The sequence below is a fragment of the Vibrio sp. Hal054 genome (assembly GCF_037162405.1).
Taxonomy (GTDB): Bacteria; Pseudomonadota; Gammaproteobacteria; order Enterobacterales; family Vibrionaceae; genus Vibrio; species Vibrio diazotrophicus.
Genome location: NZ_JARLUT010000001.1, coordinates 1,298,711 through 1,311,842, shown reverse-complemented (window position 1 = coordinate 1,311,842; position 13,132 = coordinate 1,298,711). Strand labels below are relative to the sequence as shown.

Below are 13,132 nucleotides of genomic sequence, written 5' to 3'. Positions count from 1 at the left end.
TGTACCTGATCTGATCGTAAGATTCTGATTTAGTTGATTCGATTTCTGCAACAAAGCCTAGCAGAATTACAAGCTTGATCTTTAGCTAGGAAAATTGAAACCATCTCTATGAATCATACACCTAAGTCGCTATTTAAGAAAAGCAATAGCGTCAGCGAGTACTTTAGACGCATCTTCTGCACTCATGTTCGAGTTCATGAACTCACCAACGACCAAATAAATTGCACTTTGAACTTCGCTCGACACCATATGACCATGTGCGATACTGCCTACCATAGAGTCTTGCTTTACTGCTTGCTTCAAATCAGCCATCGATTTCTTAGCACAAGCATCAAAACCATCACCGCTAACTTCTAAGTTTGGCGGAACAGAACCTTTAACTTGATTAAACTTAGCTTGAAATCCCGGCTCCATGACCGCTTTCGCCATGGTCTCTTGCGCCCCTTTCTTCTCTTGAGACACATCAAACATTCCAAACTGGTCAGAATTAAATACAAAGGCACCATCAGTGCCTGGATATTGGAAACAGAGGAAATCTTTGTTTGGCACTTTACCATTGTTAATGAACTCGCCTTTAGCCCAGTCACCCATGACTTGCATCGCGGCATCACCACGCATCACCATAGCTGTGGCTTTGTTCCAATCCCGCCCAGGGTAGTCAGCATCAACATAGCCGCGATACTGCCTTAACTGTTCAAATGCTTGAGCCATTGTATCGCTATTTAAACTGTTATAATCCAAATCTCCAAACGCTTTGCGATAAAATTTTAAGCCTCCTGCACTTAGTACCGCACTGTCAAAAATGGTCACTTCTTGCCAAGTTTGGCCGCCACCTGCGAACGGAATATAACCAAATGCTTGAATTAAGCTAGCAGCAACCATTAGCTCGTTAAACGTTTTTGGAACTGCAATATTTAGCTCATCAAAGATCTGCTTGTTGGCCCATATCCAATTAGTTCGGTGAACCCCGACAGGAGAAGCGACCCATTTACCTTCATATTTTGAGAATTTCTGAAGTGCTGGCGGGACGATTTGATCCCAGTTACCCTGTTGCGCGACGCTGTTAATGTTTGCCATCACCCCTTCAGAAGCCCATTCAGTCAATTTGGTTCCACCCATTTGCACCGCTGTTGGTGGATTACCAAAGGCTGCTCGCACACGAAGATAATTTTGAGCGTTGGCGCCTGCTGCCCCAGCGATTTTTAAGTCCTTCCATTCAATGCCCTGTTCAAGTAGGTTATTCTTTAACACTTCTACAGCAGCAGCTTCACCACCGGATGACCAACCATGCAATACTTCAACCGAAGAGTCAGCGTAAACAAATCCAGCACATAGACATAATGTGAGTGTGAGTTTCTTCATTGTCTTTTCCCTACATCTTGAACTGTTCTGTGATTTTCGCTTGCTGGTCTGAAAGCGACATTAAGTCTTCAAAGGTTCGTCGATTACCCCGCGATAGTTGATGTATTTGGTCCGCTGAGTCAGAAATAGCCACTACATTTTCCGTAATCTCTTTCGACACATGGGACTGCTCTTGCGCGGCAGACGCGATTTGTTCACTCATATTCGCAACAGAATCAATGGCAGCTGAAATTTCCAGCAACGAAGTAGCCGCATGTTGAGAGTTATCCACCACCTCTTTCGCGGTTTGACTATTTTTCTGCATAATGTCTACAGAGGACGTCGAGATCTTTTGCAGTGACTGAATCATACGATAAATCTCTTCCGTCGAGCTCTGCGTTTTACTGGCTAGATTGCGCACTTCATCTGCAACAACAGCAAAGCCTCTACCTTGTTCCCCAGCGCGAGCGGCTTCAATGGCCGCATTAAGAGCGAGTAGATTAGTTTGCTCTGCAATACCGGTTATCACTTCAAGAATCCCTTCAATATTTTCAGACTCTTGCTTCATCTGACCTATGGTTTGAGCCGCCGATTTAATGTCTGAATCAAGCTCGTTAATCGAGTTAATCGACATATCCATCTTCGACTTACCTGTGGATGCTAATTCGCGAATTGCTAACACTTGCCCCAATGAAGATTCTGCATTTCTCGCCACTTCATACACCGCAGACTCCATTTCGGTAACCGCTGTAGCAACTGAACTAGTTTGAAATTTCTGGCTTTCCAACATCTCTTCTGATTTAGTTGCTACATCGAGTGCACCCTGAGCCGAATTAGAAAGCGTATTTGAACTCTCTTTTAGCTCGGAAAGCACACCACCAAGTTTATTGGTGAGTTGATTAATGCCACCAGCAATCTCACCAAACTCATCTTTCTTCTTAAGAACGATATGCTGATCGATCTGACCATTGCCTAATGCAGCGAGTGCATTGGTGATACTTTTCAGTGGCATCTTAATACTCTGAATTTGACTCAACACGATCAAAACACTGACCACTATCGCCACGATAAACAACATCGAAGTCATTAGAATATTTGAGTCAGCACCTTGTTCCACTTTCTGGTTAGTACTCGCCACTAATGCGTTTATAGATTGAGATAGTTCATCAAGCTTGTTCGCACCTCGATTGACCAATGAACCGATTTCAACAAGGTTTTTATTTATCTGTTCACCCAATGAGACCAACTTGATCTGCAGAGATAAATAGCCTCGCTCATCGTTAACCGAGAAATTAAGGAACTCTACAAAGGGCTTAAGTTTCTCGGCTGAGTTCGGTGCCATATCGGTAAGTTTTTCTATTCGAGAAACGGTTTTTAACGCATTGGTGGATAGTTTTTGCTTAATGTTATTGAGCAGATCCAAATTTTCAATGTTACTAACGCCACCTAGGGTTGCTTGTGCAAGGGTTAAGCTATCGGCAATAACTGAAACCGCGAAGCTTTCTACCAAACTTAGATTACTAGCAAGTAACACTGCTGCATCTCTCTCATCATCGAAAGTAATCCATCTTGCAGTGTAGTTCTGTATCTCGGCGCGCGAAACATCTCGTGTCGTCGCCAGTTCATTTGTAGCGCTTATTTGCTGTTGTCCCAAAGCAAATGCTTGAGAGAAGGCTTGATCAGCTTGTTCCAACAAACGATTGAACTCAGCTTGATCTGCTAAAGAGCTGCTCAATGAAGAACGCAGGTCCTTATATTGTTTGACGGCGGCATCAAACTCTTGCTCTAGCAGATTGCGTTGTTGATTATTGAGAGCATTAGCATGTTGACTCACAGCTCTATTAACGTTTTGCGCGATAATGGCAAGTTGGTAGCTACGCTCCATGATTGGAATTAGCGTTTCTGCTGTTTCTTTATAGGCACTTGATGATTGCTTTTGGGCATAGAAGCCCATCCCCGCCAAGAGTGTCATCAAAGAAACAACGATACTAAAGCCCAATATGGTGCGACTAATTACAGTTAAACTCAATTTTAGCCCCCTTTTATATGGAGCCTTCGGCAAATCGAACACACCTAGCTCCGCTTATTGTTGTAGGACGAGACTCCGACAAGAAGCCTCTTTTATTCACGTTCTGAATGGATTGATTAAATTGTAGTTGATAACGCAAAATTGACATTTGGTATGGGTTCGCTATTTGAAACTAAGAGCTTTTGCGTCGACAACCTTCTGCGTTTGCGGCTTTAATAGAGGCAAACACCGCGTCTGGATCAACTGGGTTAGGTTCGTTATGAATGGTTTCACCTTCGGCACATGCCGCTTGTGCTACTCGAACTAGATCAGCATCATCTACTTGTTCAAGACCTATGTCCGCCAGCGTAGTTGGAAGACCGACTTGTTCACAGAACTGGTAAACCTGCTCGATAGTTTGTGGATCTTTACCTGTTAGGTATAGTGAGGCAAGAACACCAAACGCAACCTTTTCACCATGTAAATAGGAGTGAGTTGGCTCTAGTACAGTTAGACCATTATGGATAGCGTGCGAAGCTGCAAGGCCGCCACTTTCAAAACCTAAGCCACTGAGCAATGTATTGGCTTCAACAACACGCTCCAACGCTGTGGTTACTACCCCTTCATCATTCGATACTTTGGCAAGATGACCATATTCTAACAAAGTGTTGTAACAAAGCTCTGCCAGCGCGTATGCTGACATCGATCCTAAGCGACCTGTCATATTAGTCGCGAAGCTTTGCATACAAGAATTTGCTTCAAACCAAGTAGCTAGAGCATCACCCATACCAGCCACTAGCAAACGAGTCGGGGCTTTAGCAATGATTTCACTATCGACTAAAACCAAGTTAGGGTTTTGCGGCAGAATCAAATAACGATCGAATTCACCCTGCGGTGTATAAATAACCGAAAGCGCACTACAAGGGGCATCACTTGCGGCTAAAGAAGGAACAACTGCCACAGCAACCTCAGCAAAGTGCGCGACTGCTTTAGCGGTATCAATGGTTTTGCCGCCACCAAGGCCAGCGACAAACTGCCCGCCTCGGCTCTTTAAGCGATCGACTAATCGAGAAATCTCTTGATCACAACATTCCCCAGAAAAAGAGACAATATCAACCTCTACTTGACTTAAATAGGATTCAAACTCGGACAAAATATTGTCATAAACAAACGGGTCACAAATCATCATACCTTTTTGTCCAAATCGTTGAAGCTCTTCACCAAGAAGCTTTCTAGCACCTTTACCTTGAACATAACGACCTGGAAAAACTGTCGTTGTAATCATAATTTACCTCTACTTATAATAATGATTTAAATACTTTTTCTGTTCCATTTGAACAACAAAGTCATCCTGCGGGAATAGTACAAATCTTCACTCAATAGTATTTTTGAACACCAATCTATGTTCTCTGACACAGCTGTTAGTAGGAAAGTACTATCCGATTGGCAACTTTAAATAGCGACGTCATTACTGTTTTTCTTTTTTACGTATAATAGCTTCCATCAACTTGATGGTCGGTTTGTCTGCTCTTGGGTATTGCACTTGCACATCAGTTTGTAGGCCTAACTCGTTTTGATTTTGAGTTATCCAGACCGCAATATCGACTTGCAGCAACATATCGCGGTACAAATCTTCTGCACACGTATCTGAGGATTCACTACAACTGATGAAAAGACGATACCCGAGTTTTCGAGAGAGTTTTTCTATTCTCGCCAAACATTTCATTGCCTTTGGCTCGTGCAAATTAGGTAATACAACGCCAACCAGTTGACTTCGACCTCCACGTAACACTCTAGCAGCAATATGAGGTCGATAGTTATGCTGCTCGGCTAGTGCCCATACTTTGTTCTGTGTGGGTAAACTGATTCGATATTGGTCACCTTTGCCGCTTAATACATAACTCGCCGTCGTTTTAGACACACCAGCTAACTTAGCGAGATCACTTAATCTCATACCTAGCCCCATGCATCATTTAAATCACATACCGCTGAACAAGAACTTGCTTGAGCATTTCATCAAGTAAATTAATTGAGGCAACGCCAACCCCCACTTGAGATACCGCCAAAGCTCCTATCGCTGTCGCACTGGCAATCTGCCTGTAGGGATTGTCAAACTGACTCGCCCAACAGAATGCTGCGACCACAGAGTCACCCGCCCCAACGGTGCTGACAGGTTTAACCGTCGGAGGCGTCGAAACTAATACTTCTGTTTCAGTCGCCCAAATTACACCTTTCTCACCCATTGAAATAAGAACATTATCAATGCCAAGCTTTACTAACTCTTGAGCGGCAGTGACGCCATCTTCGATAGAGCCTACTGCGCGGCCAAGAAGTTCAGAAGCTTCTGTTTCGTTGGGCTTAATCAACCAAGGCTGAACAGAAACACCGGCTTTCAGCATGGCTTTACTGCTATCAAGAACGACCTTTTTTCCGAGCTGTTTTAGCTCTCGCATCCAACTTGTAACTACGTTTTCATCAATATTTTCAGGCAGGCTACCGGCAAAAATAAAACCTTCATGGTCGTACGCAAGTTCTAAAAGCTTGCGATGAAGCCGTTCGATATGATTAGGCTGTACGGAAAAGCCACCAAAATTAATGTCGGTTGTTTCTCCGTTACGAGCGTGGACTTTGATATTGGTTCGGTTGGTGCCATCCACGCTAACAAACTGCGCATCTAGCCCACTAGCGTCAAACATCTTATCGAATAACTCTTGATTGTTGTGGCCAAGGAACCCTGTCAAAGTGACTGATGCACCAAGATCTGACATCACCTTAGCGACATTTATCCCTTTGCCAGCAGCGTAGCTGTGCTGCTCTTTGACTATATTAACTTGATTAACCGAAAAATTGTCCGCTTCCGCAGACAGGTCTATAGCAGGATTTAGAGTCACGCTAACCCATTTCGTAGTATTCAAATTGACCTCCTCATATGGAATGTACTTGGTTAGTTTTTTCAACCACAGGGAGCAAGTGCCCCAAAGCACGAGTTGTTATGAATTTGTAAACAAGCTTAAATAACCAACGCGCCGCGATATGTAGGTTAGATGTTCGATAAACTAGAAAAATGTGCGTTCTTGCTAATATTGAGATGTCACGCAATCAATTATTGTTGATTCGCGAGGCTCTTCCTAAGTAGCCGCCGTGATGCCTAAGGCCGTACTCTTGTTTGGTGAACCCTTTCGCTTCTGAAACAGACATTGATATCGCATCACAAATCGCCAGCATCACGGCAATTGTGGTCGTCGGTGCTAAGTTTAGGTGACACGCCTCTTTGTGCTGTCCCATATTCAGCACATATTCACAATGTTCTCTAAGCTCTGAATCTGGATGCGAGGTAATACCAACGATGTGTCTGACACCAAGGTGACGTGCTAGCTCTAAGATCTCAATCACCTCACGTGATTTACCACTGGTTGAACAGGCAATAAGGATATCATTGCTATTGACGATGCCGAGATCGCCATGGGCGGCTTCAGCAGCGTGAAGGAACACAGCCGGGCTACCCGTAGAGCTCAACGTCGCAGCCATCTTTTTCGCAATCAAACCCGCCTTACCTATCCCAGTGGTAATGACTTTACTGTCACACTCTAAGATTAGCTTTACCACCTTCTCGTAGTTATCATCAACTTCGATACTCGCAATAGCGGCCGCTTCTTGGGCAATTACGTCACGTGCCCTTTGTAATATGTCCATAGTTATGCCCTTTCACCTGCCAGAAACTCAGTAATGGTATCTACTACTAACTTGTGATCTTCATACTGAGGAAGGCCAGATACAGAGATAGAGCCAACCACACCTACGCCTCGAATACTCAAAGGAAAACTACCACCGTAGGGAGCAAACTCTTTGGCATCCACTAAGGATGCTTGGTCAATAGTTTTGCCTTTCTCCTTGTAGTATTGCCCCATATACCATGAGCTATGCTCGTAACGGTCGACCACATTGCGCTTACGCTCAATCCAACATTGATTGTCACGAGACGTATCAGGCATGGCAAAACTAAACAAGCGATGGCCGTTACGGACGATCTCAATAGCCACGTTAACCTGTTTCTCCTCAGCACGGCTTTTAATTAAACTGCCCAGCTCCCAGGCAGTTTGGTTGTTAAACGCTTCAAACTGCAGTTCAGCTTCTTGCACCAACAGTTGGTTTAGATCGGTAACCATAGTAGCTCCTGTAATTTCACGCGACGCTTCTCTTTAGCACTTAAATAAGCCGCTTCGATCACTGCAATAACACTCAAAGCTTCTTGCGCTGTAACTGGCTCAGGATGACCATGACGAATAGCATTAGCCAATTGATGATAGAAGTTTTGATAGCACCCAAGCTCGGTCGTAACACGACTCTGAACGCCGTTTACATCTGTATACTGACCATAAAGATCTTCGCTTTCGCTACCCCAACCTGGAGTGCTCGGTCCTTTCTTCTCGCGCAGGAAGTCCTCTTGGCTATCCATGCCATATTTAATCAAGCTGCCATTGTTGGCAAAAATCTGGAATCTTGGCCCTTCTGTCGTGCTCAAACAGTTGCCATGGACAATCACTTCGCGCTCCGGATAGTGGAGCACTAAATGAAAGTGGTCGACAGCCACTGCACCCGGCCTTTGATTACGTAATATGCCTGTCACTTCATCTGGGGTGCCAAACAGCGCGATGGATTGATCGATTAAATGTGCGCCTAAATCATAGAGAATGCCGGCACCGGGGACGTCTTGCTCTCGCCAACGAACTTTCACCTCTGGGCGATATCGGTTGTAGCTGGAATAAAAGGTATGAATACCTTCGAGCTTGCCTTCACTAATCAGCTTTTTGATAGTGATAAAGTCGCCATCAAAACGACGGCTTTGATAAACCGTCAGCACCATACCCGAAGTAGCCTGAATATCTAACAGCGCTTTACCCTCTTGGTATGACACGGAAAACGGCTTTTCTACCACCACATGCTTACCTGCTTGCATCGATGCCATAGCCTGCGGCACATGCAAATGATTGGGTGTCGAGACCACGACAAGTTCGATGTCGGCGTGCTCAAGCATGGTTTCGAGGTTAGGATAAACCTCTGCATTTGGAAGTTGGGCTTTTACTTTCTCTTCGTTGCTAGAGACAACCGCAGTAAGATCGTACTGTGGGCAATCGCTGATAATTGGCGCTTGAAAACACTGCCCCGAAATACCGAAGCCAACTAAACCGACTTTAATCGTTTCCATTAAATAGTCCTTATAAAAAAGGCTGTGATTCCGCAGAGCGCCACAGCCAAAAGCATAAACGGGGGGTAACTTATACGAGCTCAAGCTCTTGTTTTAACAGCGCCTCAACTTGAGTATCACTGATTGCAGTCATTAACTGCTCCCTAAAGTCTGCATGCATAATTTTGCGCGCCAGTTTAGAGAAAATCTTCATATGCTGGTCACCAGCAGCGTGTTTATTCAAAGTTAGCATGATGATGAACTGTGCTTCTTCATCACCCCAAGCAATAGGTTTAGCTAAACGGCACACGCTAATTGCAGACTGCTCAATATGCTCACTCTTGGTATGAGGAATAGCAAATCCGAAGCCTAGCCCAGTAGAGAACACATCCTCACGAGCCCACAAGTCATCAGCCAGTTTATTCGGGTATCGACAGCGGCCAGTAATAAACAAGTTGTCAGCAAGCGTCTTAATCACTTCTTCTCTACTACGTAGATCTCGGTCAAGGCTGATGCAGTCTTTCGACACCATAGGCGCCTCTGTTTGAGTCATACGGAACTGAGCAAGAACATGCTCAACTTCCTGAACAGTGCGACAATCCATCGCACGGTTAAGTAGTTGGCGACATTCACGGCTATCAAGCTTAGAAATTCGCTCTTTAGTTGCAGCAATACTTGGCGCGCTCATACTGATTTCATCCAAACCTAAGCCAACCAATAGTGGTAGTACGGAGCCTTTCGCACCTAGCTCGCCACACAAGCCAATCCACTTGCCATGACGATGCACTTCACGTACCACATGGTCAAGGGTGCGCAAGAATGCAGGGTTCAAGCTGTTGTAGTTTTTGGAAACCTTAGCGTTGTCGCGGTCAACAGCCATTAGGTACTGAGTCAGGTCGTTTGAACCGATAGAGAAGAAATCAATTTCTTCACAACACTGGTCGATGATGAAAGCGACTGAAGGAACTTCAAGCATAATGCCTAGTGGCACGCGCTCTGCAAAAGGCACTGCCTCTTTGCGCAGTTCTTGACGCACTTCCGCCAATACATCCTTCACCCAAAGGATCTCTTCCATTGACGAGATCATTGGTATCATAATCTTCAAGTTACCGTGAGCCGAAGCGCGTAAGATGGCACGCAGTTGAGTTTTGAACATCTCAATAAACCCAGGGTAGATACGAACCGCACGGTAACCTAAGAATGGGTTATTTTCAGCTGGGATATTGAGGTAATCCACTGGCTTATCGCCACCAATATCAATGGTACGGATAATGATAGATTTGCCATTCGCCGCTTCACAAGCCTGACAGAAGATGTTGTACAGTTCGTTCTCATCTGGTGCAGATGTTCTGTCCATATAGAGCATTTCAGTACGGAACAGACCTACCGCTTCCGCTCCGTGAGCAAAGGCTTGTGGCGCTTCCACTGAGTGAGCAATGTTCGCTGCTACTTCTAACACTTTGCCATCGGCCGTTGCTGCTGCTAGGTCACAGTATTTGGCTTGGCGTGTAGCAACAATCTCTTTTACTTTTTGCTCTTGCGCATAGTAGCGCTCAACAGGGTCTGTGATATCTGTCACTACCGCACCTAAGTGACCATCTACAATCACCTGCTTACCCATAAACTCACTTAACTTAGCCGCATCTAAACCAACAATCGTTGGAATGGCGAAAGAGCGCGCCAAGATAACAGTGTGCGAAGTGCTACCACCATGAGATAGAATCAACCCTTTAAGCAGAGATTTGTCTAGCTCAAGGAACTGACTTGGCGTTAAATCCTCAGCCAGACACACTGTTGGCTCATTAAGCTGAGTTTGGCTAGCAAATCGCTCGTCGCCATAGATGCTTTGCAGTAGTTGATAGCAAACATCGCGAATGTCTAACTCACGCTCACGCATGTAGCTGCTAGACGAGTTCTTCATCATCTCGCCAAAGTGTTTTGCTGTCGCGATAATAGCATCTGCACAGCTTTGACCTTCACTCAAGTTACCTGTAATGGTTTGCTGAAACTGTTCGTCTTTAGCGATTGAAAGGTGAGCTTTTAGCACTTCCCCTTCGGTATGTTCAGCGGCTTTGAGTTGAATTGAAATCGACTTAATCACTGACTCCAACCCATTTTGCATTTGCAGTTGCTCTTCACTGAGCGATAACGCAGGTGGAAGATTGTCTAGACTATCGAAGTTTACCGCACCCATAATAGTAAGAGTACCGCGACCAATACCTTCACTCACTGCACGGCCTCGCTCATGTGCTACTTCTATATTAGAGAAGTTACGCGGTAGCGGTGTTAGTTCAGCATCGTCAGCACTCTCATTGTTTTGTAACGGTGCGTCACAGTGTGGGAACTCGTTAATGATGAACTGTTTAAGTTGGTTAATGGCAGACTCTTCATCTTGACCATCAATGGTAATTAAGCACTCATCACCAAGAAGCGTATCAGTACCAATAAGAGAGAGAACGCTCTTCGCGTTACCACTCATACCTGTGCGTGTATTTTGCCAAGTAACGTCAGAAGAAAATTGGTTGCAAAGCGCTTCGACATGACTCGCTGGACGAGCGTGAACACCATTTGGTAGTTCACAAGAGAAAGAGAAAGTTTTCATTACATATTGTCCTTGTACTACTAGGCGATAGACCCGAGTTGATGTAACAACAATAACAAATCATCACACTCCAGCTATTGGACAAAAATACTAATTACTGGATTTTTGTATTACCAAGAACTAAGTGTGAACGAAATCAAATTTACTATCATTTTTGTGAACCAGAACACTTTAAATGATAATTAGATCAAAAATAAAACACATAACCAATTGTTTTTAAACATTAAAAATGCAGAAGAACTATCTAACTCTAATCTAGATATAAATATAGATGGAGATCAAACTTCTCCTCCACTCTAACAATTATCCAGTAAATAGCATAAAAATCCTCTAACTAGACAGCACAAATGCTCACTATATTAGACTCAAAGCTCGGGCTGCTAAACCAACGTGAAACAGATTCTACAAATACTATTTGACCCAATCCAAGGAGAGGTCTATGAATGATTTAATCACAATTTTGAAGGACACCAGAAGACATCTTATGACTGGTGTATCTCATATGATCCCATTTGTGGTGGCTGGCGGTATATTACTTGCTGCGTCAGTTATGATGTATGGTGAAGGCGCCGTTCCTGAAGATGGGACATGGTTGCACGATCTGTTCTTTATCGGTGTAGCAGGTTTCCAATTAATGGTACCAATACTAGCTGCTTACATCGGCTACTCCATCGCAGACCGTTCAGCGCTAGCACCTTCTGCCATCGCTGCTTTTATTGGCGCTAACATGTACAACACTGGTTTCTTCGGGGCGATCTTCGCTGGTCTACTCGGTGGTATCGTCGTCTTCTACTTGAAGAAGATAAAAGTACCCGCGTTTGCTCGATCCATCATGCCTATCTTTGTTATTCCAATAATTGGTACCTTCGTCACTGCGGGCGCTATTGTATGGGGTATTGGTGAACCAATTGGTGCGGCAACAGCTTCACTAACTGACTTCCTAAAAAGCATGCAAAATGAAAGCATCGTAGTACTCGCTATCATCATGGGCTGTATGATCGCTTTCGATATGGGTGGTCCAGTCAACAAAGTCGCTTACGCATTCGTCATCTTGTGTGTCGGTGAAGGAATCTACAACGTAGCAGGTATTTCTTCAGTAGCAGTAGCAGTTCCTTCTATCGGAATGGGGTTAGCAACCTTTATCAATAAAAAACTGTACGACTCGAGCGAGCAAGAAGCAGGGCGTGCATCAATCCTAATGGGTACTATGGGTATCACTGAAGGGGCTATCCCATTCGCAGCAGGTGACCCACTTCGTGTTATCCCATCGATCATGATCGGTACAGCGGCTGGTGCAGTAACTGCGGCAACAATCGGTGTAGAGAGCTACGCAGCTTGGGGTGGGCTAATTGTTTTACCAGTTGTTGAAGGTCGCGTCGGATTTATTGCTGCCCTAGCTGTTGGCTCAATCGTCACAGCACTAATGGTTAACTTTCTAAAGGCACGTCGCCCGGTGCTTGAGAAAACCAACGAAAAGTCCGACGACTTAGACTTAGATATCAAAATCGGTTAATCACTAAGACCTATCAAAATAAGCAAGGCGTGCTCGCTATCACTTGGCGCCTTGCCCCCCAAACTTAATGTTAAGGAATTAAATTATGACTATTATCGTAGCAGTAACAGCATGCCCATCAGGTGTAGCTCATACGTACATGGCAGCAGAGGCGATCGACGCAGCAGCAAAAGCCAAAGGTTGGACATGTGAAGTGGAAACTCAAGGCTCAATTGGGATCGAAAACGAGCTGACTGCCGCAGCAATTGAAGCCGCTGACATCGTTATCCTTACAAAAGACATCGACATCAAAAATAGGGAACGTTTTGAAGGCAAAACTGTGGTCAGTATTGGTGTCAGCGATGCAGTTAAGAGAGCAGCAGCAGTAATGGATAAGATTGAAGCTCATCTTTCAAATGTAACGGCTTAAGACAGCAATAAGAATATCACACCTATAGAATCGCTCCCCTCCTCCTTAGAGGGGGGCGCCTAAAAACCAATGAG

11 protein-coding genes are annotated in these 13,132 nt (G+C 44.6%); 2 read left to right on the top strand and 9 right to left on the bottom strand.

The genetic code is table 11. The features are described 5' to 3' along the window. Window positions 1–129 precede the first annotated feature (129 nt). The 9 genes from P4S58_RS06075 to ptsP all read right to left on the bottom strand — a co-directional run bounded on the left by P4S58_RS06075 (window position 130) and on the right by ptsP (window position 11,136). Window positions 130–1,362, bottom strand: a complete 1,233-nt coding sequence (locus tag P4S58_RS06075) for an ABC transporter substrate-binding protein (protein WP_337163179.1) — start codon at window positions 1,360–1,362, stop codon at window positions 130–132. A 10-nt stretch (window positions 1,363–1,372) separates the two neighbouring features. Continuing rightward, window positions 1,373–3,370, bottom strand: coding sequence for a methyl-accepting chemotaxis protein (locus P4S58_RS06070; RefSeq protein WP_337163178.1), 1,998 nt, complete (start codon window positions 3,368–3,370; stop codon window positions 1,373–1,375). Between the two features lie 172 nt (window positions 3,371–3,542). Next, window positions 3,543–4,634, bottom strand: coding sequence for a glycerol dehydrogenase (locus P4S58_RS06065; RefSeq protein WP_337163177.1), 1,092 nt, complete (start codon window positions 4,632–4,634; stop codon window positions 3,543–3,545). Between the two features lie 183 nt (window positions 4,635–4,817). Continuing rightward, window positions 4,818–5,303: a LacI family DNA-binding transcriptional regulator gene (locus P4S58_RS06060; protein ID WP_237292750.1), complete on the bottom strand. Its 486-nt coding sequence runs from the start codon at window positions 5,301–5,303 to the stop codon at window positions 4,818–4,820. A 19-nt stretch (window positions 5,304–5,322) separates the two neighbouring features. Beyond that, complete coding sequence (gene pfkB / locus P4S58_RS06055; protein ID WP_237292752.1) at window positions 5,323–6,264, bottom strand: 1-phosphofructokinase; 942 nt, start codon at window positions 6,262–6,264, stop codon at window positions 5,323–5,325. Between the two features lie 184 nt (window positions 6,265–6,448). Continuing rightward, complete coding sequence (locus P4S58_RS06050; protein ID WP_337163175.1) at window positions 6,449–7,042, bottom strand: KpsF/GutQ family sugar-phosphate isomerase; 594 nt, start codon at window positions 7,040–7,042, stop codon at window positions 6,449–6,451. A gap of 2 nt (window positions 7,043–7,044) precedes the next feature. After that, window positions 7,045–7,515 (bottom strand): heme-degrading domain-containing protein, encoded by a 471-nt coding sequence (locus P4S58_RS06045; RefSeq protein ID WP_337163174.1) that lies wholly within the window; start codon window positions 7,513–7,515, stop codon window positions 7,045–7,047. Beyond that, complete coding sequence (locus P4S58_RS06040; RefSeq protein ID WP_337163173.1) at window positions 7,500–8,555, bottom strand: oxidoreductase; 1,056 nt, start codon at window positions 8,553–8,555, stop codon at window positions 7,500–7,502. The genes P4S58_RS06045 and P4S58_RS06040 overlap by 16 nt, the downstream gene beginning before the upstream one ends. Window positions 8,556–8,625: 70 nt before the next feature. After that, entirely contained in the window at window positions 8,626–11,136 is a 2,511-nt protein-coding gene (gene ptsP / locus P4S58_RS06035; protein WP_337163171.1) for a phosphoenolpyruvate--protein phosphotransferase, read from the bottom strand. Window positions 11,137–11,575: 439 nt separating this feature from the next. On the opposite strand from ptsP, the gene P4S58_RS06030 reads away from it, so the two are divergent. After that, window positions 11,576–12,649 carry a PTS fructose transporter subunit EIIC gene (locus tag P4S58_RS06030; RefSeq protein WP_337163169.1) on the top strand — a complete coding sequence of 358 codons (1,074 nt, stop codon included), beginning with the start codon at window positions 11,576–11,578 and terminating at the stop codon, window positions 12,647–12,649. Between the two features lie 85 nt (window positions 12,650–12,734). Then, window positions 12,735–13,058, top strand: a complete 324-nt coding sequence (locus P4S58_RS06025; RefSeq protein ID WP_337163167.1) for a PTS fructose-like transporter subunit IIB — start codon at window positions 12,735–12,737, stop codon at window positions 13,056–13,058. Window positions 13,059–13,132 lie beyond the last annotated feature (74 nt).